The organism is Paenibacillus sp. CR_12 (assembly GCF_041953985.1).
GTDB classification, from domain to species: Bacteria; Bacillota; Bacilli; order Paenibacillales; family Paenibacillaceae; genus Paenibacillus_AQ; species Paenibacillus_AQ lautus_A.
The window spans coordinates 151,350-177,029 of sequence record NZ_JAVFHO010000008.1 but is presented as its reverse complement, the minus strand read 5'-3'; the positions used below and the strand labels follow the sequence as shown (position 1 = coordinate 177,029).

The following is a 25,680-nucleotide window of genomic DNA, read 5'->3' as shown; positions in this document are numbered from 1 at the left end:
GCTTTACCTCATGAGACTGCAATTGCGAGGTTGCAGTAAACCTGGGTGGTACCGCGATTCCCCTTTCGTCCCAAGGCTTCTAGCATTTCTATGAGCCTTGGGAAGGAAGGGGTTATTTGTTTAATACCAACAGGCGATGAAGAGAAAGCCGGCAAGGGCGGTTATGCCCAGAGAGCAGAGGAAACGCTGAAACCTTTGCCTTAACCCTTTGTATGGTGTCGTCTCGGAGCTGTTAACCGAAAGCGCGGCTGGTCTTTTTCTGTCCCGCAAGTAGGCTTAACCGAAATGGTGCTCGTTAACGCGCCGCAGGTAAGGCATCGGCCTTACCTCATGAGGCTGCATTCGCGAGGGTGCAGCGAACTTGGGTGGTACCGCGAAAAAATCCCCTTTCGTCCCTGTATGAGCTGACCGCTGTCAGTTTGCTCAGGAGGAGAGGGGGAGTATTTTGCAAAGGAGGCTGCCCAAGTGGAACAGCAATTAGGAATGACGAATGAAACAACGACGCCATCAGAGGAATATATCACCGGTTCGGAGGTGCTTTTGCGCGGCTTGCTGCAGGAAGGCGTAGAGTGCGTATTCGGTTATCCTGGAGGAAATGTGCTCTATATCTATGACGCGATGGTACATCAGCCAGATTTCAAGCATATCTTGACCCGACACGAACAAGGCGCGATCCACGCGGCGGACGGCTACGCCAGGTCAACGGGGAAGGTTGGGGTATGCATCGCGACATCCGGTCCAGGCGCAACAAATCTGGTGACCGGGATTGCAACCGCCTATATGGATTCGGTACCGCTGGTGATCATAACGGGGAACGTATCTACGAATGTCATGGGCACGGATGCTTTTCAGGAAGCGGACATCATTAGCATCACGATGCCGATTACGAAGCACAGCTACATGGTTCGCGGTGTACACGACCTTCCTCGCATCATTCATGAAGCGTTCTACATCGCGAACACGGGCCGCAAAGGTCCTGTCTTGATCGATATTCCAAAAGACGTGACCAACCAGCGGATGGCATATCGTCCAGCGGACACGGTTCGGTTGCGCGGATACCATGGAGCCCCGGAACCGAATCCGGCGGAAATAGATGCGCTGCTTCAGGCGATTGCGGAAGCGCGCAAGCCGGTTATTATCGCAGGCGGCGGCGTTGTCTATGCGAACTCCTCCCAGGAGCTGATCAAATTCGTCCACACTACGCGGATTCCGGTCGCGACCACTCTGCTCGGCCTCGGCGGGTTTCCAAGCGATGACGAGATGTGGCTGGGCATGCTCGGACATCATGGCGTATATGCGGCGAACATGGCGGTGCAGAATGCGGATCTCATTATTTCGATCGGCTCGCGTTTCGATGACCGGGTCACGATGAAGCTGGACGGGTTTGCGCCTCTGGCCAAACGTATCGCCCATATCGATATCGATCCTGCGGAAATCGGCAAGAACGTCAAGACAGATCTCGCATGCATCGGCGATATTAAAAACGTGCTGGCTTATGCGAACACGAAAGCGCAAGCAGCCCAGACGGGCACCTGGTTTGAGCAGCTTCAAGAGTATAAGGTGCAGCATCCGCTTCGGTATACCGATTCGGATACAGTCATTAAGCCGCAATATGTGCTCGAGATGATTAGCGAGACGACGCAAGGAGAGGCGATCATCACCACCGATGTAGGCCAGCACCAAATGTGGACCGCGCAGTTTTACCGCTTCAAGCATCCTCGCTCGCTCATCACGTCGGGCGGTCTTGGCACGATGGGCTTTGGCTTCCCGGCCGCGATCGGCGCTAAAGTCGGAAATCCAGATCGTCTCGTCGTCTCGATCAACGGCGACGGGGGCATGCAGATGTGCGCGCAGGAGATGGCGATCTGCGCGATTCATCAGATTCCGGTCAAGATCGTGGTCTTGAACAACCAGGTGCTAGGCATGGTTAAGCAGCAGCAGGAATTGATGTACGAACGACGCTACAGCCAGATTGATCTGTCCGGCAGTCCGGACTTCGTCAAGCTAGCGGAAGCATACGGGATCAAGGGATTAAGGGCAACGAACAAGGACGAAGCCTCCAAGGTCTGGTTAGAAGCGCTGCAGACGACAGGACCTGTGCTCGTCGAGTTCGTCATCCCGACCAACGAGAATGTGTACCCAATGGTGCTTGCTGGCACGCCGCTGGACCAAATGATTCTAGGGTACGACGAATAATTGCGCTGAAGAGATAAAGAATCTGTTTAAAGGAGGGAGGCATACTCATGTACACCATTGCTTAATACTTTTTATGGGTATAATTTAACGGATAACATTAACGTTCAATGAAAAAGCGAAAGTCTGGACATTATTTTCTCGTTCATGGCTTTCGCTTTTTCGATTTCAAGGGTCAGCTATTACTTTTTTATGAGGGCTGCGATATGGAAATTCACATCCATTCTATTACTATCGCTGTGTACGAGGTCAAGGTGCCGCGGAGCGGCGTGATTGCCTGTAGGCAATACTGATTATGAACTGAAACTTTTATTCGTTGTTTAGTTTTAGCATCCGCCACACAGCTATCATGGAAGTTTACATTCGTCAAGGCGCTTATGCTTCTGTCTGTTCACGTTCAGCGTAACACTCAACTCTTAAGGGAAGACGTCTAGCAATGTAGTCCACAACGGAATCGGATATGGATGCTTCACTTACGAAATGGCTTGCAAATGTTAACGATCTTCCTTTTATATTGGAATTGGTTTCGATCCCGTTGATGTAGTCTGAGGTTAAAAGCACGAGAAGGAAGTGGTTGCCCGTCGCAAAATTGACCTTTGACCTATCAGTACATGATTTATTATTGTAAGTGTGCTTAGACAGCTCCATTAAAATTAAAGCAGCAGGGAATTAAGGCTTATTTACAATATTGTCTTAGTTCCCCGCTGTTTTTGACGACTAACATATCAATAGTTAAAACACAATTTCATTCTAATAATATCCTCTCACTCAATTAATTAGAATTGGTGGTTTTCTTCCGCTGACATGGCAATTGATTTTGTTTCATGAACTGTACCATATGGATGCTCAGGTGGGGCATAAATAACATAAATTTTAAGCGGTATATTACCCATATTGATAACATTGTGCCATTTTCCCGCGGGTATCATAATGGCATAGTCATCATATGCTATTTTTTGAAAATCTAATTTATCTTTGCTATCACCCATTTGGACAAGTCCCTCTCCTTCTTCAACACGTATGAATTGATCCGTTGTCGGATGTACTTCTAAACCGATATCATCTCCAGCATTAATACTCATAAGAGTAACTTGTAATTGTTCCCCGGTCCATAGAGCTGTGCGGTAAGTATTGTTTTGCTTAGCGGCTTGGTCGATGTTCACAACAAATGGTCTTCGCTCATAATCTCCTAATTTAACGGTTCTAAAATGAGGATAGTGGAACCAACGATTTTTCTTTTTACATAGGGAGAGAGGTTTGTTTCTCTGAACTCGTTCCTATAGTCGTTACAGTAGAAATCAACATAATAAACACTGCACAAAATGAAAAAGTAAATGGTACGTGAAGGGAAAGGAATATATCCTGACTAATGTAGCTGCAATCGTGTTTATATCAGTGTTTAGTCGAAATCTTACAAGTTCACTGGAATTGTTTTGAAAAGTGGATTAAAGGGCCAGCAATTGTTGTTTTTAAGGGCGGCCAATTAGTGATCCCAAATTATGAAGAAACTGAGATTAACTCTGGGTGCCCTTGAGATGAAATTAACAACGCTTGCGGCAGCTGTTTGTTTTGGACCAATTAACTAAAGGATCGTATCCGCAAAGCTTCTGTCATTTTCCCTGTAATCACCGTCGTTAAATTTGCCGCTATTCAGCAAAGCCTTGCTGGCTCCGTTCAGTCGATCATCGAATCCGGGACTTGATCATGCGAATAAGTCAATGTGACCAAATTCTGATAGCCCCGGGATAATAAGTGATTCACGCCGGTTTGGCCGCTTAGTTAATCGTCGACGCGGAGCATGCGCGAACTGTACGTTGACACACGTAATCCTCTTCAAACAATATGGAGTCAAGAATATGCCAACGATAGAAGCCGCGCATCGGACAAGTAGCTCCATTGTAAATATGCGGTCTCGTATTGTCTGTTACTTGGAAGTGTGGGAAACCCATAAAGGGAGTGGAGTAGGTTTGTTCATGTACCGGGTTATCGTTAGCGTATCTCACGAAGCTCCGAGCACCACTGAAGAAAACCTCCGCACCAGTCCCGCATTCTTGGTAGCCGTCGAGATAAAATTTCACTTTCCCTGCACCATACCAGTAACGCGATATGTTGGCGTAAGGGATTTACCTGTTTTTTGTTGGCTCCCGGGCCTAAGTCCCAAGAGGTCCGAAAATGTAGCACGGGATATACTATGATTTTCATGGTTTTACAATCGATCAACTTAATGGGCGCCTTTTTTTAACGATTCTTCTGTTGACACGTTATATTATTACTAGTTATATTATGACTATGATAACCAATATCAAAAAATCACCTGTCGCTTTAGCCATCCTTTGTTTCCTTATTGAGGAGCCTATGCATCCGTATCGTATGCAACAGTTAATTAAAGAAAGGGAGAAGGACGAGGTCATTAACGTTCGCCATCGAGCAAGTATTTACCAAACGATTGAACGGTTACATCGAGACAAGGCCATTGCCATTCACGGTAAGAAAAAGAACGAAGGGAGACCGGACTTGGTTGTTTATGAAATTACGGATCTGGGCCATGAAGCTGCCTATACTTGGATTCGTGAAATGATTTCTACACCGGCACAGGAGTTTTTGGAATTTCCCGCTGCTGTTTCTTTTCTGGCGCTGCTCACGCCCGAAGATGTGGCTCTCCTGTTCAAACAACGGGTCAAAGCGCTAGAGAACACACTTGCTCGGCTCAAAGATCAGTTTCAGAAAGGAGCTACGCTAAGACTGCCGAGGCTGTTTTTGTTGGAAAGCGAGTATCAACAAGCTGTGCTTGAAGCTGAAATCGGATGGATCCAATCCGTCATTGTTGATATTGAAGCCCGAAGGCTGACATGGAGCATGGAGGAGCTGCGCAAGAGAAATGAGTCAATCGATAACCGATTAGATGAAAAAGAAATTGAATAACGAAAGGACATGGTCATAATGAATCCGTTAAATTCCACAACGATTGACGAAACGGTACCTGTGCTTATTGTGGGGGGGAGTCTCGTAGGTCTATCCCTTTCCCTGTTTCTGGCTAAACAAGGGATAAAGTCAATAGTCGTCGAACGCCATCCGGGCACGGCCATCCATCCGCGCGTCTCAAGCTTGACTGCCCGCACGATGGAAATCTTTCGCTCTGCCGGAGTTGAAGAGGAGATACGCCATGAAGAACCACCTTTTCCACGGGAATTCGGTATCATGTTTGTCGAGAGTCTGGCCGGGGAAGTATTCGAGAATCTGATGGAAGATATGAGCGCATATTTTACGGATGCCAGTCCTGTTGAAGGAAACGGCATTGCACAAGATTTACTTGAGCCTGTGCTTCGGATGAAGGCTGAACAAGCAGGTGCCGATCTTCGATACAACACGGAAATGATCGGATTCGAAGCAGATGAGCATGGTATCTCGGCGACCATTCGGGATCGCACCAACGGCAAAACACGCCAAATTCGATCCGAGTATATGGTTGGAGCCGACGGAGGCAAAAGTGGTATCCGTGCAGCTTTAGGAATCGGGCAGCATGGAGAGGGGACACTTTTTCATCTGATCAGCGTCATTTTCGAGGCGGACATCCATGATCTCTTCAAGAACCAGAATGCACATATGTGTTTCTTCGCTAATGAAGACGCAAGCGGAAGCCTTGTCTTGTATCCCGGCACAAACAGACGGCCTCATGTATACCGATTGGATGTGATCTATGATCCGGAGGAAGAAACGATTGACGATTACCCAGAAGAGCGATGTATTGCATTAGTAAGGGCAGCTATCGGAATCCCTGACATTCCAGTCAAGTTCAAGAAGGTATTAACCTGGGAAATGGCTGCTCGCGTAGCTGATCGCTTCCAGCAAGACCGTATATTTATCGTTGGTGATGCCGCACGAGTTCAACCTCCCAGCGGCGGCTTGGGAGGCAATACCGGCATTGCCGAGGCACACAACCTCGCTTGGAAGCTGGCTGCCGTGTTGCGCGGTGAAGCTGGCGAGGACTTGCTTGCCACTTACGACATGGAGCGCCGGCCTATAGCGGATTACACCGTGGAACAGGTCGTCATGCTCTCCCAGCAGCGCGAACATGAAGGAACGGATGGAATTACGGTAAACACCCTACATGTCAATATGGGTTATCGCTATCCAGACGGCGCATTCATACCGGATGGAGACGGGCAGAACCTCCCCCTTGTACAACAGCCAGAGTCGTGGACGGGTCAGCCAGGAAGCCGCGCTGCGCACGTCGTTTTGGAACGTAACGGTCAGCGGCTTTCCTCCATCGATCTGTTTGGTTCTCGATTTGTGTTACTTGTTGGATCAGACAGAAAAAACTGGGTGGAGGCTGCTAAACATGTTAAAGATACGCTACGTTTCCCGATAGATATTTATCAGGTTGATGGGCATAATGCTGATTTCAACAATCCTGGGAACGATTTTCTTGATGCATACGGTATAACTTCCACAGGGGCTGTTCTCGTGCGGCCAGACGGGTATATCGGATGGCGAAAACCGGGTACTGGGGAGAATAAGGGGGAAATGGAAAAAATGTTAACCAATGCTCTGTCGACAATCCTTTTTCGTTAAATCAACTACATCAAAAACGAAAGGAATAATAATTATGCTTAAATTTGAATATACCGAAATCTATGATTATCCCGCATCTATCGTTTTTTCACGCCTCGTTGATTTAAAGGGGAGACCTTCCTGGATTAAAGGCATTATGGAGACTCGAGTTACTCCTGAAGGACCTGCTCAGTTGGGGACCAAGTATTTTGAAAGTGGAAAATACTCAGGCTTCAAGAGCGAAAAAAACATGATCGTGACCGAGCTTGTTCAGGATCAATTGTTAACGATGGAGACAGTTCCTGATGAAAAACAATCGTTTCGCGAAAGCTATCGTATTGAGCCGATCTCAGATCAATCTTGCCGTGTTCATTTCTCAATTCAAGTTGACAACGTTCCGAAGGTAGCTGAATTTTTCATGCGTCAATCGATGAAGAAAGAGCAGCGGCAAACAGCTGCTGGCTTAAAAGCTGTCCTTGAGGGTTAACATCCATACGGTCTGCTGCAGTGCAAGAGTGGTTTAGGCTTCAGCATAGCATGCTAAGTCTAGGACTAAAATTAGTTCTAAATTTCTAATAGAAATACCTCATCACCCCATTTATCTTAATGATTAAGATAAATGGGGTTGGACTAACGACATCGGCTTTACTGATTCTCTATAGTTGGTTTACGAAGGTCGTCGGTAAGCTTTCGAAGAGATTGACAGGAGAGAATCAAGTAATCGAGTATGGTCTGTAACTCCTCTTGACTGTACTTTGAGTAGAGTTCAAGCATGGCATCGTTTAACGGAGTGAATGCTTTTTTAATCGTATGCAATTGCGAATAGAGCGGCTCGGCATAGACCACTCTGAGATCGTTAGGGTCCTTCGTCCGGCGGATATAGCCCGCTCTTTCTAAGCGATTTAGCACGCTTGTAATAGCACCTGTGGTTAGTCCCGTCCACTCTGCTAGATGTCCTGCAGTGGCTCTTCCTCTGCTTAGAATCAAATCTAAGCACTTATGATCTGTAATGTTAAGGCCAAGATGCCCAGCTATCGCCTGATGAAACATGATAGTTTGAGTGGATAACTGCTTGGAAGCTTCTAAAAGTGACAGATGAAGGTCTGATTGTGTCGGTCGCATAATACATTCCCCTTTAATTTATCTCGATACATAAAGTATAGCATAGAGGATCCATTCACTGAGCGATATACGTTGGGGCAGTCAGAACTAAAAGTTTAAGAACTCTTAATCAGCCTTAAGACCGAGGTAAAGGTAACGACTGATTGATATCATGAAATATATCTTAATAATTAAGATAAATTTCGGGAAAAGAGGGAACCGTCGTGTTCGAATTCCTTATGGGAGTGGAATTTTTGTTATTACTGTTATTAGTGGGTGTCTCAGGGGCTACTGGCTATGCCGCGAATCACCTCAAATATGTTGGAGAGAGTGAATCGAGCTTCCGATTATGGCTAAAAACAGCCAAAGCTGGCGTCTACATCGGTACCGCCCTCATCATGGTTTGGGCACTGGACATCATGATCATTTTCGTAAATTACGGATGGCTATTTATCATGGACCGGGTCTTGAACCTATTGCCTCTGTTAAGCTTGCCAGCGGCAATTGTGTTGATCTTTGCGCTGTCTAACTTATCGAGGGGAACCAATAAAAAGTCTTTACTGTTCTTTATTGTGTCTGTACATGTCATGACTGTGGGAGCAGTACTTGCCTTTTTTTTAGTAACGATAGACATTCCTGCAATTCCTAATACAAAAGATCTTTTGATTTATGGTGGGTTACTGATCATTTCAGCAGGTCTGCTATGGCTTTACCATGGAAGAAGGATAAGGCTTCTGGAAAATCGGCTTCCACGATATAGCATAAGAATCGTAAGAGGAGCTGTATATTTCGTTTTGGTGTTTGTAGTAGCCATAACAGGATTAGTCGTTTCTCAAAAGATGAGTGAATTTCCTGTCAGAATGAATATGGTCCATCACCATACTGCCGATTTTGGGGGTGGAGATTCCAGCTTAGATAAAAATAAAAATCCCCACCATGACGGTCATGATTCCAATTCAGACAATAAGCCGGTTAGTGTTGTGGGGTTGAAAGGACCTCAAACAGACATTCCTGACAAAAAATACATCCTCTACGCAGAGACAAAGAAGATTCGTCTTGCTTCCGGTGAAACCATTGAAGCATGGACGTTTAACGGTCAGAGCCCAGGCCCGGAGCTTGTCGCCAATGAAGGGGATTTGGTGGAAGTAAAATTGGTGAATAAAAATATCGATAATGGAGTTACCATTCATTGGCACGGAGTTGATGTCCCTAATGGTGAGGATGGAGTTGCCGGGATGACGCAGGATGCCGTAATGCCTGGAGAGTCGTATACCTATCGATTTGTTGTAAAAGAGGTGGGAACCCATTGGTACCATTCCCACCAGCAGTCCTCTATCCAAGTGCAAAAGGGGTTATTCGGGGCATTTATCATACATCCATCCAGTCAACATAAAACAAAAACGATGGATACGACGATTGTGGCTCATGATTGGATCACTCCGGACGGCAGGCATATTCCAGCCCTGGATACGGCAGATACATTCCAAAGGAAAATGGTTAATCCGGGAACACCGGTACGTCTCCGTCTCGTAAATGCGGGTAATTTAACTCGTACGTTTTCCTTGAACGGCGTGCCTTTCAAGGTTGTAGCCATCGATGGGTATGAGATGAATGAGCCAGGTACTCTGACGACTAGTTTATTACGAATCGGAGGAGGGGGACGTTACGATATCGAATTCATCATGCCTGACACCGCCGTTACGCTGGGAATGCTAATGGAAGGCGAACCAATAGGAATCGTGTATAGCCCAGACGGACATGGGGAACGAAATGTGCTCGATGAAGGAGAGATTTTAGATATCACGAAATATGGTTCACCGGCACAGGCTCCATTCAATACCTCCACCGAGTTCGACAGAACGTTTACACTGATTCTTGATCAGACCTATTTTGGTGTCTATAACGGTGAGGCAGGACAACAGTGGGTTATTAACGGAAAAACGTTCCCTGATACCCCGACCCTTATGGTCAAGGAGGGGAATCTGGTGAAGACAACATTTGTAAACCGGAGTTTTGCCGATCACCCGATGCACCTTCATGGACACCATGTCCAAGTCATTAGTAAAAATGGAAAACCTATTAGTGGAAGCCCACTTGTCTTAGATACAGTAAATATTGAACCCGGCGAGAAGATTGAAGTTGCTTTCCTGGCAAATAATCCCGGATTATGGATGGATCACTGCCACAATTTGGATCATGCGTTAAGAGGGATGACGATGCATGTGGCTTATGAAAATGTATACACTCCTTTCGCGATAGGAAGTGAAACGGGTAATAGTCCGGAATAGGCTTGATGCTATCGTAAAGCTTGGGTTTTAAAAGAAGCTGAAAAACAAAGAAAGAAGGGGATAAACATTATGTTCAAATTAATAAGTGTTGAAAGTTTAAGTAAGACTTATGTGAGCAAAAAGGAAAAAATTACTGCTGTTGATAATATCAGCTTTACAGTCGATCAAGGAGAAATTTTTGGTTTTCTTGGACCGAGCGGAGCAGGTAAAACCACTACACAAAGAATACTGACAACATTGTTGCCCATTAGTAGCGGAACAGCTTATATAGCTGGATATAATGTGTTAACCGAAGCCAAAAAAGTCCGTGCAAATATAGGTTATGTTAGTCAGCTAGGTGGTGCGGATCCAAACGCCACAGTACGGGAAAATCTGGAGCTAACAGGAAAATTATATGGGCTATCAAATGATGTTACAGTGCAGAGAATGGAACAATTGAGTAAATTGCTAGATTTTCATGAATTACTTCCGCGCTTTGTTCGTACATTGTCTGGTGGGCAAAAACGCCGTGTAGAGATTGCTCAAGGAATTTTACATGAACCCAAAGTTTTATTTCTTGATGAACCAACAACAGGACTTGATCCACAAAACCGCGCTAATTTATGGCAGCACATTAAAAAATTACGTGACAATGGAATGACCATTTTCCTAACGACTCACTATTTAGAAGAAGCGGACGCGTTATGTGACCGTTTAACTATCATAGACCACGGCAATATTATCGCTGAAGGAACACCTACAGAATTAAAGAAAAAGATTTCGAGTGAAGTTGTTTCAATGGAAATGAAACATCTGCAGGACAGCGAAAAAATGAAACTATTTATTAAACAATTAGAACTTGATAAAGTGACCGAAGCAAATATGAAATTTTCCATTTATACTGACATAGGTGAAGAATTAATTACGGATATTATTAACTTCACAAAAGAACATCAGATTGAATTAGCCAATTTATCGTTATCCATGCCTTCCTTAAATGATGTCTTTTTAACATTAACAGGTAAAGAATTACGTGACGGCGGAAAGGAAGAAGAACAATGATGCAGGTTGTACGGGAAACGAATATTTTCTTTGTTCGTAAATTAAAAGAGTCAGCTCGCCAAATGGTTTGGGTAATCTCAGGTTTGATGACTCCCTTGTTATATATCTTATTATTTAGTCCATTATTGAAAAACATTACCCATCCTGCTATGACTACCGCTCAGGTTTTAGATATGTTTGTGCCGGGCATTTTAGTTCTCTTGGCATTTAGTTCTGGAATGGGGGCTGGATGGTCAATGGTTTTTGACCTAAAAAGTGGGATTATTGAACGTTTACGTGTAACCCCAGCCAGTCGGTTCGCTATGTTAATGGGAGGGGTGTTAAAAGATGTCGTAGCGTTCCTTATTCCAGCAATTATCGTTTTAGCAATCTCAAGTTTATTTGGTTATGAAATGCACTGTGTTGGTATTCTATTACAATTATTATTGCTCTCGGTTCTTACGATGATGGTTTCAGCATGGTCTGGAAGTCTGGGTTTACTTTTCCAAGATGTGGGTGGGGTTGCTGCCGTAGTAACAAGTTTACAATTACCGTTAACCTTACTTTCCGGAATTTTATTACCAATGTCATTTGGACCAAAGTGGTTACAAGTACTCGCCCATGTCAATCCGCTATATTATGGAGTAGAAGCATCCAAAAAATTAGCGGAAGGATCAATTATAAACCAATCAGTTTTCGTAGGATTTATTGTCATTGCGGTTATTACGATTATCACATTGATTTGGTCAACTCGCGTTTACAACAAGGCTATTGCATAAGATTTTAATGGAGTGGTAAAGTAATGAATTGAATAATTCTTTCTTCCATTATTTATGTTGAAAGTCATCTTTGGCTTTGCGGTTGCTTCGCTATTGATATTGAATCCCAAGATTCGGCAGATGAAATTTATGAACGATACCGGTAGTTGGAACACCGATCCGGCTTACCCGGACGGGTACTTTATTGGATTGGATTACTTATCTAGAAGCGGGAGCCAGTGGTCACTGGATATTTGGTTCGTTGATGATCCTGAGAAACAACCTGATCTGCGGCATATTCGTACGTTGCCCGGTCGTCTTCATGAAGAGGCGGTTCTCTCTATCCTGCGGATCAAAACTGTCTGGGCATCGAGAGCCGAGTATGGTAAACAGGTAAAAAGCTTTGATATCTATACGGCTGTATTAGATCATAAAGTGAGCACACCCGCTGAATTTGAACAATGGCTGCAAAACCGTAACAACAATATATCATCTTGAATGCTTTTGAAGGGGGAAGCCTGATGCCGGATTTTTCAACTTTACTGGGGTATGTTATCGTTGTCATTCTTCTATTTTTAATTCCAGGACCTGCCGTTCTTCTTACCATTACTCGTACCGTTCAAAACGGGCGAAAAGGAGGCATTATGGCAGGGCTTGGCATCGCAATCGGAGATTTTCTTCACACCATACTTGCTACTGTCGGGCTTTCCACTATACTGATGACCTCTGCTCTAGCTTTCAATATTGTTAAATATGCAGGAGCGGTATACTTACTATATTTAGGAATTCGAGAAATGATGAGTAAGCCATCAGATCCACAACTTCCAAAGGTTAAAACGGCAGGAGCTTTAAAGTCATTCTTTTCGGCAACTGTTGCAGAAGTTCTTAATCCAAAGACAGCGCTGTTTTTTCTGGCTTTTTTGCCTCAATTTGTTCATCACGAACGAGGTCAAGTCACCACGCAGTTTTTGATCCTTGGTGTTGTCTTTGTGATTTTAAGTGCATTGTATACAACCTCAATTGTACTAGGTATCTCTGCGCTCGGAAAACTGGTTAAAGGGAGGACATGGATAAGCCGGTTAAGCCGCCTAAGTGGCAAATTCGTCGGAGCAATTTATATCGGACTAGGCCTAAAGGTTGCATTCCAAAGACAGTAATGATGCAATAACGTCAAGATTGAAGGCCGCCCTTTAGTGATATCGTCAAGTAGACAGTGGAATAAAACAAAATGTCTAAACAGCCTTAGCTCGAGCTTCCCATCGGGCTAAGGCTGTTTTAGTCTAGCATACTTCTCCCATCTTTGAGAAAGGCACATCACGTGCGGCAGGATCGAGGGCGACGCAAGGCTGCCCGGATAGACAGAGCGCCCTTTGAGGGCGTTCTCTTTTTTACGTAGCTCCTCACCATTTTCCCGAAAAATATATCAATAAAATATATTTACTTATTATATTATTTTGATATAATAAAATCGATCAATCGAATAAGGAGGAAATATAAGATGTTCAAAAGCGGCAATGTGACTGTGATGGTAGCGGATATGAAAGAGGCAGTGAAATTTTATACCGAAACCTTGGGATTGGAGCTGCAGCACGGTGACGGGCATTTTGCGCAAATCGCGGCACCTGGATTGACGATCGGTCTCCTGCATCTTGCCGGAGAACAAGGTTCCCTTCCGGAAAAATCGGGCAGCATGACCATAGGGTTTGAGGTGGAGGACATGGAGTCAGCCATCGAAACGCTGAGAACCAGCGGCGTTCAATTCCACGATTCCGTGGAAGGCAAGGAGGCTAATGTCGTGCATTTCAACGATCCTCAAGGCAATACTCTTTACTTGGTTTGCAATCGTTAAGCCAAAGGGCGGCATAAAAAAATGTAAGGAGGCGTTTTTCGCATGGCCTCGAAAACCAAGGTCAACATGGTTGTCGCCGGCCTGCTGGCGGCGATGTTTATTGGCGCGTTGGATGCGACCGTCGTCGCCACCGCTACCCCGCATATGATCAAGGATTTGCACGGCGAGACGCTGTTCAGTTGGGTGTTTGCGGTTTATACGTTGACCACCTGCGTGGCAACCCCCATTTTCGGCAAGCTAGCCGATTTATTCGGGCGCAAACCCGTGTTCGCCGCGGGCATCAGTTTATTCGTGCTCGGTTCCATCTTGTGCGGAGCCGCGCAATCGATGACGGGGCTCATTTGGTTCCGGGCTTTGCAAGGATTTGGCGCCGGGGCGCTTGCGCCCGTGTGCTTTACCGTCATCGGCGATTTGTTCTCGGGTAAGCAGCGCGGCAAAATGATGGGTGTCTTTTCGTCCGTTTGGTCCGTGGCTGGCCTTCTCGGCCCGCTAATCGGAGGTTACTTCGTCGATCAAGTTTCCTGGCGATGGATCTTCTTCATCAACGTGCCGATCGGCATCATCGCCCTGCTGCTGGTGGTCTTATTTTTGCACCAGCCGATCGAACGTCAGGCGAAAAAAATCGATTACCTCGGCGCGATTATGTTTACCATTACTTTCTCCGCGCTGTTGTATGCACTGCTGAGCGGCGGGTCCCGGCTTTCCTGGGATTCCCCGGTGATCGTGGGGCTGTTCGCGGCATCGGCCGTATGTTTTATGTTGTTCCTCTGGATTGAAAAACGGGCGGAGGAACCGATGATCCCGTTATCGATTTTCCGCATCCGCGTATTGAACGTCACCAATATCAGCGGATTTCTGACGTTCAGCATTACGACGGGGTTGACGGTGTACTCGCCGATCTGGATTCAATCCGTGCTCGGCAATTCCGCGACAAGCTCGGGCCTGATCGCTATGCCGATGTCGCTGGCCTGGCCGCTCGCCTCCAACATCGCCGGCCGACTCATGTACCGGGTCGGGGTGAAGGCATCGATCGTATTCGGCTCTTCGCTGGTCATGGCAGGCTCCCTCTGGCTGATTGCGCTGCAGATGAACTCGCCCTACGTATTTTGGATCGGTATCCTCGTGCTAATCGGACTGGGAATGGGGTTCGTTGCGACGCCCTCCACCGTTGTCGTGCAATCGGTCGTCGGCTGGGAAAAACGCGGCGTCGCCAACGCTTCCAGCATGCTGGCCCGTGCGCTGGGCCAAACGGTCGGCATCGCGGTATTCGGCACGATTTACAACCAGTATGTAACCATAATCGGCTCCAAAACGGAGCTGACTGCCGGAATGCATGCCGTTTTTCTGCTCATGTTGGGGATCGCGATTGCGAACCTGCTCGCCGTATCATTCCTGCCGAAGCACCGCCAAGTGATGGCGCAGCAGCATTCGGCGTAACGGCAGGGTGACAAAGCGAAATACCGGAACCGGCCGCAAACGGATGCGGCCAGGAAAAGCCGCGACCTGCGGCTTTTCTGTTTTTTCAGGCAGCCGTATGTTATACTGTTGTTTGCTTAAAAGCAGTAAAACCTACAAGGGGGGGCCTTTCGTTTGTACGAATTGTTCATACTCGGCGAATTGATGAATAACCCGATGCACGGCTATTTGCTGCATCAAATTTTGAATGGGATCGTTGGTCCTACGCGAAAAGTCAGCTGGGGGGCGATTTATCCGCTGATCCACGGCATGCTTGCGGACGGGCTGATCGAACAGGTTCCCGATGAGCAACCGGAGGGTGCCAAACAAGGAAGAGGAAAAAAAATAAAGACTTACAAACTTACGGACGAAGGCAGAATACGTTTTTTTCGGTTGATGGAAGAACCGATTCCATATTCGCCGGATTACGAGCTGCATTTTTATACGAAACTGAAAAATTTTGAACTGATCAGCAAGGAATTGCAGTTTTTAATTTTGCATCAATACAAAGATTACCTGCGTTATGAAATCCGTCACGAGGAAGAACGGTTGGAATATGCGAGCAAAGACGAACGGATTCCCGGCGGGGAGCAGAAATATATTCAGATCTTTTTCCGGCATCGGCTGGAAAAGCTTCGATTTGATGAAACGTGGGTTATGCAGTTAATCGAGAGCCATCGCGTGGATGGACAAGGGCTTGAGCGGGAGTGAAATTGAAAGGCTTAAGGATAGCAGTTCATTAATAGGATGGGCGAGCTAAAAAGGTTGTCCCCTTTGTTTATTCCTCACGCGCTTTTATTTTCTGGCTCTTCGGAAAATTTGGTTGAAAGTCATTCAATATAACATATCTAAAATCGGAATATAAAGTTCCTGTCGATGACTTGTCAGTGATCTACTCGCTATTGAAGGTTATGGAAGGGGCGATGGGCGGCGCCGTGTCGCCTTGCATTTCCGTTTTAGACTGACCCCATTATTTAAACCGACGGCAGTCCTGAACGAGAAAATAAAGTATTAGACTGCCGCTGTGCTGTTGAACTATCGTTTCCCGTTAGTTAGGAGCAGCAACAAGCATTTACGCTATATATTAAAGAAATTTGAGTTAGGCATGACCTTCTGGAAATTGCCGGTTTAGAGAAGATTTCAGCCATGCTTTTTCTTGTGGTAGAAGTGACGGAAGCATCGTTTGGAAATCATTATAATCCTTTTCCCGTACTTGCGAACTACCTGCTTTATGGAGAAGTTGGATTTCAGGTCTTAAATAAGGTATGCCTTCAACAGTTTTCAAACAAATTTGATCAAGTGGTCTTCTGACTGATTTATCTCTCTTATAAGTCCAAAAATTCTCTTCGGTATCAATTATCATAATTTGAAATGCCCAAGGCGTTTCACTACTCTTACTAACCCAAATGTCTTCGGTAGAGTTCAAATACTCTCCATCTTCCCAAAATACCATCCTGAGCCTTGTATAACATCCAATCACGTTTTAAATTCTGATAAGCGATTAATTGCTCATCTCGAGTGATAATAACATCTATATCGCTATGTTCCCTTGTTTGCTTACATAGATGCAAATCTAAAGCCCAACCTCCAGCGATACACCAATGAAGCGGCATGTCAGAAAAAACTTTCTTTATTTCCGGCACAGTTATTGGCATCCAATTACTTATATCCGTCCTCAAATCAGTTCCTCCCATTACATCTATAGTTTTAAGTTTTCTCAATCCTACGCTATCGTCATTCGTTTGCGTAATGGTTCGGCGCACCTCTGAAGAAGGAAGAAATCGAGAAAGCAAAGGAAAAAATGCAAAAAACACCTCCAACAGAAGGTGCTGGCCCAGCTTCTAACTAAAAGAGGATGTAAAGTCGAACATTATAATTTTTATAGAAAGGGATTCCTCAAGGGGGATTCCTTTTTTCTTGACGTCCTTCGACCTATCCCACGTTCAGCGAAACACAACAGAAACGGATATGGCCCTTCACTTACGAAATGGCTTGCAAAATATGAACGATCTTCCTTTCCATATCGGAGTCGTCAATCATCTTCAGATATTCAGGTTTGAGCAATTGATACTGCTTCATGTAGTAGAAATCCATAATCGCTTGTTTCACAGTGATATCATACTGAATCGAAAATGACGGCTCGATAAAGCGTCGCAGAACAGCGTCATCTTGAACCATAAACAACACGGCATTCAATCTGTTGAAAACCTGTTGCTCCATACCGGATTCAAAAAAAGTTTGTAAGCTTTTATTCCGATTTTGCAGGGCAACGGACAGATTCTCAAAATGGTGTGGATAAAATTCCTTCAGATCTTGCAAGAACAAATCAGAGATATACGCGGCACACATCAAAGATTGTAAAAATGTTAATTGAAAACGATCCAAAAAAGAGACGGAATCGTCTTTCACAACGGTGTCAGCCTTCTTCGAATAATCAATGTAATAATCCACGACTTGTTCGATGATGTCGTCTTTGGAGGAAAAATGCTTATAGAGCGTCACTTTGCTGATATCCATATATTTTGCGAGATCGTCGACTTTCAGTTGGCTGAATTTTGTTTTTCTTATAATGGGTTTTATTTTTTCCACATATGTATCTACACTCACAGCTTTTCTCACGGATAAGACCCTCCCTTTGATGCCTATAAAACCTATTATAACAAATTTGCTGCCCTTTATGTATGAAATTAATTAAATGAACTAATTTAATTAATTTTGTTTACTTATTAAATTCACTGATGTATAATCGCTCCTGTACCTAATCATCCGATTACGGATTATCAAAGGGAGGACGATTTAAATGGAATCATTCAGTAAGGGCAAATTTTCTGGAAAAAAGGTCGTGATCACGGGAGGCAGCAGCGGAATCGGCCTTGCGACGGCGAAATTGCTAGTGGATGAAGGCGCACACGTTCTGATTACCGGACGTACTCAGGCGACGCTGGATGCGGCTCGTGAACAACTCGGAAGCCACGCGATCGCGGTCTTAAGCGATGCCGCCTCATTGAAGGATATCGCCGCATTAGCCGATCGAGTGGAGGCTGAATTTGGAACCGTAGATGCCCTGTTCGTTAACGCCGGTGTCACGGGGTTTGTCCCTTTCGAAGCAATGACAGAAGAAAAGTACGACGAGATACTTACAATCAATGCCAAAGGACCGTACTTTACCGTGCAGAAACTCGTTCCGCTGTTAGGCTCAGGTAGCGGGGTAGTCCTTACCACCTCAATCGTGAACGTAGTGGGTCTCCCAATGCTCAGTGCTTACGCAGCTAGTAAGGCAGCGCTGCGCTCCATGACTCGAGGTCTGGCGCGCGAGTTATTACCTCGAAATATTCGCGTCAACGCAGTCAGTCCCGGCGTTATTGACACAGGCATCATGGAAAAGTCAATGCCTGAAGAAGCTGCCGAACAGACAAAGGCACAGATGAGACAGCAGATTCCAATGCTGCGTTTAGGCGATCCAGTCGAGGTAGCCAAGGCTGTTGCATTTCTAGCATTTGAGGCCACCTATACCACCGGGGCTGAGTTCCCTGTCGATGGAGGCGGCTCCCAGATCTAAGCTCCTCTGTTCGCACACCTGACTATGGGGCATAGGTTCTCCTCATGCCCCCCTGGCTTCTAGTGAATTTTATAGTTTAGGAGTTCGTTGTTTTCCTTGGAAGACCGTTCGAAATCACAGAACGCGAATTTATCAGAGCAAAATGGAGGGGAGATCACAATGGAGAATACCATGCGGACCATCCGGTTCCACGAATACGGAGAACCAACGGATGTCTTATGCTTGGATGAGGTGGCGATCCCAGAGCCAGGGCCGGGACGCATTCGCGTGAGAGTACGCGCTTGCGGCTTAAATCCGGTTGACTGGGTGACGTGCCAAGGCCATTTTGCCGCTCAATTGCCCTTGCCTCGCGGAATCGGGCTGGACGTGGCCGGTATTGTAGACGCAATCGGAGAGGGCGTAACCGATGTTGCCATCGGCGATTCCGTTCTGGGTGGGGCAGATTTCATGAATGGATCGAGCGCCGGTGCGTCGGATCAAGCGATTATGTACTACTGGTTCCGAATGCCGGCCGGACTCGACTTTGTTCAAGCTGCAGCGTTGCCAATGGCAGTCGAAACCGCTTACCGTGGCATTGATACTCTTGGGGTGAAATCGGGTCAGACCGTACTCGTGCACGGAGCCGGCACCACGGTAGGGTTCGCCGCCGTTCAAATTGCCCTCATGCGCGGTGCCCGTGTGATCGCAACCGCTGGGCCCACCTACGCCGACAAGCTCCGCTCAATGGGAGCGTTGGTGACCTCGTACGGTGATGGAATGGTCGAACGAGTGACCGAACTGGCGAAACAGCCGGTTGACCTCGCCCTGGATACGGCGCCAAACAGCGGTTCATTGAAAGATCTGGTCGAAATCGTCAACGGGCATCCCCAGCATGTCCTAACCGTCAGCGATTTCGCCGCAGCCGCTGAACTTGGCGTTCGCACCAGCTATGGAGAACTACATACCGCACGTTATGACGTTGTCGGCGACTTTGCCGGGTACGCAGCGGACGGCAAGTTCACGATTCCGGTCGCGAAGACTTTCCAACTCGATGAATGGCGTTCAGCTGTTCAAATCAGCCAGAGCGGGAGTGCCCACGGCAAACTGATCCTCCTGCCCGACTCCGACTGATGAGCACATATAACCGATGAAATTCTGAATGAAGGAGGACATGCATTGAGTAAGAACCAACGAGAACATATTGCACTGATTACAGGCGCAAGTAACGGGATCGGATTGGCGTTGACCCGGAAAATGCTGTCGGAGAACTGGCAGGTGGTTGCTTTGAACCGGTCGGATTTTCCGGCGGACGATAGATTCCTTCAAAATCATCTCAAGGACGGACGGCTCCGAGCCTATAAAGTGAAGGATCTCACCGATTATGACAGCTTGAGGCACTCTTTGGAAGAAATCAAAAGCAAGGAACAGCGGATCGATATTTTGTTTAACAACGCCGGAGGAGGCTTAAGTGAGCTGCGCTATTCGAAACAAGGCCGCGAATTGCATTATGAATTGTTGACGGTCGTTCCTTTTATTGTTCTGATGGAATTGAAGGAGCTGTTGAAGAACGGCAGCTTAAAAACCGTGATTAACACTTCGTCGCAGGTGTTTAGATTTACGAAGGAGTTTACGATCGAAAAATTGGAGCATCCCAAAACCTTCCGCAAAATGTATGGACCCTATGCGACTTCAAAGCTGGCTCTTTCGTTGTGGACCCAAGCCGTCGCACCGCAGCTTGCCAAGGAAGGCATCAAGATCCGCAGCGTTGACCCAGGCATTAACAATACGCTAAGAAAAGGAAAAGATTCCGGACTGACCGCAGGGTTTGAACTGTTTATGAAGTTTTTTTCCTCTCCGCCTACTCATGGAGCCAACCTATTATATGAGGGAGCTCTCGGCAAAAACAGCAATGAGACCGGCGTGTTTCTGTTCAAAGATCGGATTGCGGACTTGAAATTTACAGAACATGCGCAGCGTGTGCTGGAAAAAATCTCCGATATATATAGCCTTGAATATCTTGGAGGGAATGTTCAAGTTAATGGCTGAGTTCCGGAAGTGCAACGCGCCGGTTGGGTTGGAACAGCTGTATTATCTTCAATCGCGAGTGAGGAAGCCGTCATGACCTCCGGACAGATGCCTCAATACGGTGTGACCATATCCATGCCGGGAAACGTTAATTTCATTAAAACACAACGAGGTTGCCGCGGAATAGATCGGGCAACCTCGTTAAACAATTGGACAGCATAGCTCAATATATGTGACATTAACGTGCTGATCAGAAAAAGAGAGTAAGCTCTTTTACAGGCATTGGGCCGGCGGGGGAGCTTACTCTCTTTTTCTAGAGCTTTATTTGGATTCAATTCGACCAATTGAATTTGCCGTGTCAGACAAAGTCTTTTTCACTGCCGACCAGCTGGATTGCTCAATATTGAGTACATGTCGAAGGTAAGCCCATGTAACCTTCTGGATCAGGGCAACTCGTTCTGGGTTATCGTCTGTTGTTTCCTTAACCTCGTAACCAGCGATTCCTCCAAGCGAGTGTTCTGCGCCAAAAAGGGTGAGCAGGCTCTCGGCTCCCGGGCTGAGGAAGTAGGGGTCGGTCATCCAATCCGGCCCTCGAACGGTCAGTTGATACTTGTTAGGAGTGTCGTCCTGATCCCCGACGACCACGAGGGTGGGCTTGGTCATGTGCTCGAAGCTCACGTTCAGATGCGGCATCTTCTCGGCCGCGAACGGTGTCAGGCTGTCCCCACCTTGCCCAGCGGTGGCGAATAGCACGCCTGCTTTGATGCGCGAGTCGGATAGGTCCTCTTCCTTCTTGGTCTCGGGGTTGAGGACTCGCAAACCTAACAGGTTACCCGCCGTTTGGCCGCCGAAGGAGTGTCCGGCTGTGGCGATGCGGCTTCGGTCAAGGCGCCCGCTGAGGCCGGGAACGGCAGATTCCAGGAAATCAAGCTGATCAAGGATGCGCTTCATGTCTTCTACTCGGGAACGCCATATCCGTGGTGTGCGGGGATCGTCCTGGGGGAGACCCAATGTCCTTGAGTCGAGATGGGTAGGCTGAATGACCACAAAGCCGTGTGCAGCCCAGAAGTCGACCAAGGGGCCGTAACCCTCCAACGATGAGCCAGAGCCGTGTGAGAAAACAATAATAGGTAAGTTACGACCGGTCGTCGGCGCGGAGACTCTCACTTGCAGATTCTCGCCACGGCCCGGGGCTGAAAGCACTATCGGCTTCACCGAGACGACTGGAGAGGGTGCGGTAATCTTTAGTTCCATCATTAATGTTCCTGCCCTTCTTTAGATAGATTTTTGCCGGGAGTTTTCTCCCTGTCAGATCCCATAATAAAAGTTGGAGTCGAATCCAAGTCAAGCGCGAAAACAAAAAATCGCCCCAAGGATTAGTGATGGGAATAAGATTGACTTGGAGTCTGCTCCAAGATGTATAATGCTCAAAACGGCAATTTCGGGAGGGGACATAATGGAAGAACAAACTTTTACGATCAAGCAAGTCGCCGAGCAAACCGGTATTTCTGAGGACACGATTCGCTATTACGAAAAGATCATGCTGCTGCCTCAGGCAGAACGGAAGGAAAACAGGCATCGCTTCTATCGAAAAGAGGACATCTATAGAATTAAGCAAATAACATGCCTCAAAAAAACCGGAATGTCGCTCGAGGCTATGCGGCCATTTTTGGCGGCCTCAGTCGACTCCGGTTCCGTCAATTATCCTGAACTGGTGGATCAATTAAGAAGTCAACGTGAACACGTTATGATTCAAATTTCCACACTTCAGCAAATCGTTGATTTTATTGACATAAAGTTGAAAGAAGGTAGGTAATTAAAGCTCGATGCGGGCTTTTTTATGCGCAAGTTGTAATCGACATAGTTACAACGATAGGGTTAACAACATATCCAATATTGGAGGTAAAATGATGAAAATTTTAGTTGAAATATGAAAATTAGAGTCCATAGTGGTAGAATGCTTTGTTAGGAATCGTACTGGCCGAGAATCTGGTGGTTAGCGTTCGCGCTCCGAAGGAGGTGAAGAACTTGCGCGCTGGCGGTGTAGAGTGTCGAGTTGATAATACAATTAGTCTATTCTTGCCCTGTCGGGGGACAAGAACATGGTCCTATAGAAAATCGCTAATCTGGTCATAATCCTGTCAAGTAGACAGTACAAAAAAACCATGATTTAAGCTGCGACCGTTTCCCGGTATTCTACCGGGGAACGGTCGTTTAATTTTTTCTGGAATCGGTTCTGGTTATAGAACAGAATGTATTCATTCACTTGCTGTTCAACCTCCGCTTTGTTTGTTGCCTCGTTCAAGTATATTTTCTCGGTCTTTAAATGAGAGAAGAAAGACTCGATACAGTCATTCGTCTAGAGTGACTGCCTAGCATGCCGAGTTGTTTCAGTTTACGGTTAAATGGTTCTGACGTATATTGAAATCCTTGATCCGAGTGTAGGATTACGCCACTCACATCCACGTGCTGACGGAGCCTATTCAGCGTTTCATGAACCAAAGCGAGGTCATTTCGTTCCGAAAGATGCCAAGTTACAATCTCGTTATTGTATAAATCCTGAATGACAGACAGGTACACAAATTGTTCTCCAGCACGAATATAGGTAATATCTGTGACCCGTTTCGTTCGTGGTGTATCCGCCTTAGACTGGCGCTGAAGCCGATTCGGATTCACCATAGAAGCTTGTTTTCCAAAGAATCGACGCTTCTTTCGAATGACCGAACAGATTCCTAATTGTTTCATTAATCGGTACACCTTTTTGTGGTTGACCCTAATGCCTTCCCTCCGGTAAAGCTACCGTCATTCGAAGATAACCAAAGTAGGGATGAATGCGATGGATGGCAAGCAGATGCGATTCCAATTCATACTGCTTTTGTCTACGTTCTTTTGCCGCTTGCAAGCTTTTTCTCCACTTGTAATAGCCTGAACGGGAAACCGCGGCTAACTTCAAGAGCCAAACAAGACGATGGTGTACTCGCAAGTCCTCTATGAACTGAAATCTAGCAGCTTTACTCGTCAGTCCTTGTGTAGATTTGGATACTGCTTTTTTAAATATTCAATCTCCTCTCGCAAGTAGGCCATCTCTTCTTCCATACTGGAAAACTTCGTTCTGGGGCGTCCCCGTTTGGATGCAGCAGGTTCTAGGCTCATTCCACGTTTCGTTCTCGCCGCCCATACTTGTACTTGAGATTTATTTTGAATACCCAATCGTTTCGCTACTTTACGTATACTCATATGTTCTTCGTTGACCAGCCGGGCCGCCTCCAATTTTAATTCCAAGGAGTACCGCTGGTAAGTTTGTCCTTTTTTGCCATGAAAAAATCCCCTTCATGTTAGGCAAGATTAAGTCCATCTTAACAGATGTCTTTTTTCTCTTGTCTACTAAAAGGGGATAATACCAATCTAGTGGCTTCGTATTATTAGGTCAACCAGATTTCTGGTTGGCCTATTTTTGTAGGCATTATACGATGGTGGTAGCCGGGAGAACGAAGGTGGCTTAGGGACGCAGATCCCGTCAAAAAAACGGTTCACTCACTACCGTCCAACGACTATGTTTGAGCTGGTAGAGGCTTTAGACCTCGCATCACAAGCGAAGCTATGGGGTTGGAGACCATGTGGGAATGCCGGTATCGAATCAAGGAGGTTATTATGCAGCCAGTAGTAGGAATAGACGTGGCCAAAGGGGTTAGCGTTATCCAGGCCTTTATCGGTCGCGAAAAACCCTTCGGGAGGATGGAGAAGCTTCATCATGGGCCGGAAGGTTTTGAACAGCTAGGGGAACTGTTAGGAACACTCAAACATAAAAGTGGCGTCGAGCCCGTTGTTGTCCTTGAGGCGACCGGACATTATCATCGAAGTCTGGTAGGGTATCTTAAACGCAGTGGATGGACTCATTACATCGTCAACCCTCTGCAAGCCAAACGATCGAAAGGCACGCAACTTCGCAAGGTGAAAACAGATGTAGCAGATGCATGGCATTTGGCGGAGATGTACTACCGAGGGGACGTTAAAGCGCATCGAGAGTGGGAGGAAACCTACACCGAGCTTCAACACTTAACGAGGTAACATGAGTTTGTAACCGCGATGTACGTACAGGCCAAGTTAAACAGCAGAGCTTTGCTTGAGCAGGTGTTTCCGGACTTCATCGGATTATTTCATAATCTGTATGCGACCACATCATTAAAAGTGCTAGAGCGATGTTTGGAGAACAAGGTCGAAGATGTGGGGGATCTGATCCTTGAATGTGTAGGTAAATCCCACTCCAAAGGATGGATTACGGAGAAAACAAAACGGTTGAAAGAACTCGTGTTGGGCTGGAAAACACAAGAGAAGAGTCAATCCCAGAGCATAGCGTTGACTAGCATGGTCTCCCTGCTGTTGGAATTCGATAAGCAGTTAAATCATTTGGAAAAGCAGATGGAAGAACTGGCTGGGGAGTTGCCTGAAGTGGAATTGATCAAAAGTATCCCGGGTGTAGGGAACAAACTTGCGGCAGCCATCGTGGCAGAGCTTGGTGATGCAAGTCAGTTCAAGGATGCGAAGCAACTTGTAGCCTAAGCAGGATTAGATCCGGGGATCTACAGCTCAGGAAAATTCACGGCTACAAGCAACCGGATCACGAAACGAGGCTCAAAAAGACTACGGCGAGCACTCTATCTTGCCGTACAGTGCGGGATTCGCAGACGTGCAAACCGCAGGATCAGTGATTACTACGACAAAAAAAGAAAAGAGGGCAAGCCCTACAAGGTGGTCGTGATCGCTTGCGCCAACAAGCTTCTCCATCACATTTGTGCCATCCTAAGTAAAAGCGAACCCTACAAAGCCTAAAAACCATATTTTCCCATAACCTTCACGCCACTGAAGGTTATTTGTGCTGTTTAGAAAAGTATATCAGTATTC

General features: G+C 46.3%; 21 protein-coding genes and 4 pseudogenes. 17 read left to right on the top strand and 8 right to left on the bottom strand.

The annotated features are described in order from the left end of the window. Positions 1-483 precede the first annotated feature (483 nt). Entirely contained in the window at positions 484-2,196 is a 1,713-nt protein-coding gene (ilvB, locus tag RB297_RS24520) for a biosynthetic-type acetolactate synthase large subunit (RefSeq protein ID WP_375121766.1), read from the top strand. 773 nt (positions 2,197-2,969) lie between these two features. Here the strand turns inward: ilvB and RB297_RS24515 are convergent. Then, positions 2,970-3,389: pseudogene (locus RB297_RS24515) on the bottom strand (cupin domain-containing protein); the annotation flags it as partial. A 579-nt stretch (positions 3,390-3,968) separates the two neighbouring features. Continuing rightward, positions 3,969-4,301 (bottom strand): DUF2961 domain-containing protein, encoded by a 333-nt coding sequence (locus RB297_RS24510; RefSeq protein WP_375121765.1) that lies wholly within the window; start codon positions 4,299-4,301, stop codon positions 3,969-3,971. 175 nt (positions 4,302-4,476) lie between these two features. Here RB297_RS24510 and RB297_RS24505 point away from each other — a divergent pair, with 175 nt between their 5' ends. Genes RB297_RS24505 through RB297_RS24495 form a run of 3 tightly spaced genes read left to right on the top strand, consistent with a single transcriptional unit; the run spans position 4,477 to position 7,231 of the window. Continuing rightward, positions 4,477-5,115 (top strand): PadR family transcriptional regulator, encoded by a 639-nt coding sequence (locus RB297_RS24505; RefSeq protein WP_096776692.1) that lies wholly within the window; start codon positions 4,477-4,479, stop codon positions 5,113-5,115. 18 nt (positions 5,116-5,133) lie between these two features. Then, a complete protein-coding gene (locus RB297_RS24500; protein ID WP_176502523.1) occupies positions 5,134-6,765 on the top strand; it encodes an FAD-dependent monooxygenase in 1,632 nt (543 codons plus the stop codon). Between the two features lie 34 nt (positions 6,766-6,799). Further along, the gene (locus tag RB297_RS24495) at positions 6,800-7,231 is read left to right on the top strand and encodes an SRPBCC family protein (protein WP_162939091.1); all 432 of its coding nucleotides are present in this window, start codon (positions 6,800-6,802) and stop codon (positions 7,229-7,231) included. Between the two features lie 158 nt (positions 7,232-7,389). On the opposite strand, the gene RB297_RS24490 is transcribed toward RB297_RS24495, so the two are convergent. Continuing rightward, complete coding sequence (locus RB297_RS24490) at positions 7,390-7,866, bottom strand: MarR family winged helix-turn-helix transcriptional regulator (RefSeq protein WP_096776278.1); 477 nt, start codon at positions 7,864-7,866, stop codon at positions 7,390-7,392. A gap of 233 nt (positions 7,867-8,099) precedes the next feature. Between RB297_RS24490 and RB297_RS24485 the strand changes: the two genes are divergently transcribed. The 8 genes from RB297_RS24485 to RB297_RS24450 all read left to right on the top strand — a co-directional run bounded on the left by RB297_RS24485 (position 8,100) and on the right by RB297_RS24450 (position 15,926). After that, entirely contained in the window at positions 8,100-10,133 is a 2,034-nt protein-coding gene (locus RB297_RS24485; protein WP_375121692.1) for a multicopper oxidase family protein, read from the top strand. Between the two features lie 69 nt (positions 10,134-10,202). Beyond that, entirely contained in the window at positions 10,203-11,174 is a 972-nt protein-coding gene (locus RB297_RS24480) for an ATP-binding cassette domain-containing protein (protein WP_375121691.1), read from the top strand. Continuing rightward, positions 11,171-11,932 carry an ABC transporter permease gene (locus RB297_RS24475; protein WP_244235411.1) on the top strand — a complete coding sequence of 254 codons (762 nt, stop codon included), beginning with the start codon at positions 11,171-11,173 and terminating at the stop codon, positions 11,930-11,932. Before RB297_RS24480 ends, RB297_RS24475 begins: the two co-directional genes overlap by 4 nt. 129 nt (positions 11,933-12,061) lie before the next feature. Further along, positions 12,062-12,409: a hypothetical protein gene (locus tag RB297_RS24470; protein ID WP_255250630.1), complete on the top strand. Its 348-nt coding sequence runs from the start codon at positions 12,062-12,064 to the stop codon at positions 12,407-12,409. A gap of 23 nt (positions 12,410-12,432) precedes the next feature. Next, positions 12,433-13,068, top strand: coding sequence for a LysE family translocator (locus RB297_RS24465; protein WP_096776274.1), 636 nt, complete (start codon positions 12,433-12,435; stop codon positions 13,066-13,068). 341 nt (positions 13,069-13,409) lie between these two features. Continuing rightward, positions 13,410-13,760: a VOC family protein gene (locus RB297_RS24460; RefSeq protein WP_096776273.1), complete on the top strand. Its 351-nt coding sequence runs from the start codon at positions 13,410-13,412 to the stop codon at positions 13,758-13,760. Positions 13,761-13,802: 42 nt separating this feature from the next. Then, entirely contained in the window at positions 13,803-15,197 is a 1,395-nt protein-coding gene (locus RB297_RS24455) for an MDR family MFS transporter (RefSeq protein ID WP_375121690.1), read from the top strand. A gap of 153 nt (positions 15,198-15,350) precedes the next feature. Then, positions 15,351-15,926, top strand: a complete 576-nt coding sequence (locus RB297_RS24450; RefSeq protein WP_096776271.1) for a PadR family transcriptional regulator — start codon at positions 15,351-15,353, stop codon at positions 15,924-15,926. A gap of 388 nt (positions 15,927-16,314) precedes the next feature. Here RB297_RS24450 and RB297_RS24445 read toward each other — a convergent pair whose 3' ends face one another. The 3 genes from RB297_RS24445 to RB297_RS24435 all read right to left on the bottom strand — a co-directional run bounded on the left by RB297_RS24445 (position 16,315) and on the right by RB297_RS24435 (position 17,834). Beyond that, entirely contained in the window at positions 16,315-16,641 is a 327-nt protein-coding gene (locus tag RB297_RS24445) for a hypothetical protein (protein ID WP_369682847.1), read from the bottom strand. Next, a complete protein-coding gene (locus RB297_RS24440) occupies positions 16,613-16,936 on the bottom strand; it encodes a nucleotidyltransferase domain-containing protein (RefSeq protein ID WP_375121689.1) in 324 nt (107 codons plus the stop codon). The genes RB297_RS24445 and RB297_RS24440 overlap by 29 nt, the downstream gene beginning before the upstream one ends. A 259-nt stretch (positions 16,937-17,195) precedes the next feature. Next, positions 17,196-17,834: a TetR/AcrR family transcriptional regulator gene (locus RB297_RS24435; RefSeq protein ID WP_036659741.1), complete on the bottom strand. Its 639-nt coding sequence runs from the start codon at positions 17,832-17,834 to the stop codon at positions 17,196-17,198. Between the two features lie 181 nt (positions 17,835-18,015). On the opposite strand from RB297_RS24435, the gene RB297_RS24430 reads away from it, so the two are divergent. From RB297_RS24430 to RB297_RS24420, 3 genes are all read left to right on the top strand, one after another. Further along, positions 18,016-18,774 carry an SDR family oxidoreductase gene (locus tag RB297_RS24430; protein ID WP_375121688.1) on the top strand — a complete coding sequence of 253 codons (759 nt, stop codon included), beginning with the start codon at positions 18,016-18,018 and terminating at the stop codon, positions 18,772-18,774. Positions 18,775-18,933: 159 nt separating this feature from the next. Continuing rightward, complete coding sequence (locus tag RB297_RS24425) at positions 18,934-19,884, top strand: NADP-dependent oxidoreductase (RefSeq protein WP_375121687.1); 951 nt, start codon at positions 18,934-18,936, stop codon at positions 19,882-19,884. A 45-nt stretch (positions 19,885-19,929) separates the two neighbouring features. Further along, positions 19,930-20,799: an SDR family NAD(P)-dependent oxidoreductase gene (locus RB297_RS24420; RefSeq protein ID WP_375121686.1), complete on the top strand. Its 870-nt coding sequence runs from the start codon at positions 19,930-19,932 to the stop codon at positions 20,797-20,799. Positions 20,800-21,099: 300 nt separating this feature from the next. On the opposite strand, the gene RB297_RS24415 is transcribed toward RB297_RS24420, so the two are convergent. Beyond that, positions 21,100-22,032, bottom strand: coding sequence for an alpha/beta hydrolase family protein (locus RB297_RS24415; protein ID WP_375121764.1), 933 nt, complete (start codon positions 22,030-22,032; stop codon positions 21,100-21,102). A 199-nt stretch (positions 22,033-22,231) separates the two neighbouring features. Between RB297_RS24415 and RB297_RS24410 the strand changes: the two are divergent. Then, a pseudogene (locus RB297_RS24410) lies at positions 22,232-22,591 on the top strand (MerR family transcriptional regulator); the annotation flags it as partial. Positions 22,592-22,948: 357 nt separating this feature from the next. Here the strand turns inward: RB297_RS24410 and RB297_RS24405 are convergent. After that, a pseudogene (locus RB297_RS24405) lies at positions 22,949-24,060 on the bottom strand (IS3 family transposase). Between the two features lie 369 nt (positions 24,061-24,429). Between RB297_RS24405 and RB297_RS31065 the strand changes: the two are divergent. Then, positions 24,430-25,608: pseudogene (locus RB297_RS31065) on the top strand (IS110 family RNA-guided transposase). Positions 25,609-25,680: the final 72 nt, after the last annotated feature.

Bases quoted from the DNA above. Each gene is read 5' to 3' on its own strand.
- RB297_RS24470 (WP_255250630.1), top strand. From the start codon at position 12,062: ATGAACGATACCGGTAGTTGGAACACCGATCCGGCTTACCCGGACGGG.
- RB297_RS24425 (WP_375121687.1), top strand. From the start codon at position 18,934: ATGGAGAATACCATGCGGACCATCCGGTTCCACGAATACGGAGAACCA.
- RB297_RS24480 (WP_375121691.1), top strand. From the start codon at position 10,203: ATGTTCAAATTAATAAGTGTTGAAAGTTTAAGTAAGACTTATGTGAGC.
- RB297_RS24490 (WP_096776278.1), bottom strand. From the start codon at position 7,866: ATGCGACCGACACAATCAGACCTTCATCTGTCACTTTTAGAAGCTTCC.
- RB297_RS24475 (WP_244235411.1), top strand. From the start codon at position 11,171: ATGATGCAGGTTGTACGGGAAACGAATATTTTCTTTGTTCGTAAATTA.
- RB297_RS24465 (WP_096776274.1), top strand. From the start codon at position 12,433: ATGCCGGATTTTTCAACTTTACTGGGGTATGTTATCGTTGTCATTCTT.
- ilvB (WP_375121766.1), top strand. From the start codon at position 484: ATGACGAATGAAACAACGACGCCATCAGAGGAATATATCACCGGTTCG.
- RB297_RS24430 (WP_375121688.1), top strand. From the start codon at position 18,016: ATGGAATCATTCAGTAAGGGCAAATTTTCTGGAAAAAAGGTCGTGATC.
- RB297_RS24455 (WP_375121690.1), top strand. From the start codon at position 13,803: ATGGCCTCGAAAACCAAGGTCAACATGGTTGTCGCCGGCCTGCTGGCG.
- RB297_RS24415 (WP_375121764.1), bottom strand. From the start codon at position 22,032: ATGGAACTAAAGATTACCGCACCCTCTCCAGTCGTCTCGGTGAAGCCG.
- RB297_RS24460 (WP_096776273.1), top strand. From the start codon at position 13,410: ATGTTCAAAAGCGGCAATGTGACTGTGATGGTAGCGGATATGAAAGAG.
- RB297_RS24505 (WP_096776692.1), top strand. From the start codon at position 4,477: ATGACTATGATAACCAATATCAAAAAATCACCTGTCGCTTTAGCCATC.
- RB297_RS24500 (WP_176502523.1), top strand. From the start codon at position 5,134: ATGAATCCGTTAAATTCCACAACGATTGACGAAACGGTACCTGTGCTT.
- RB297_RS24495 (WP_162939091.1), top strand. From the start codon at position 6,800: ATGCTTAAATTTGAATATACCGAAATCTATGATTATCCCGCATCTATC.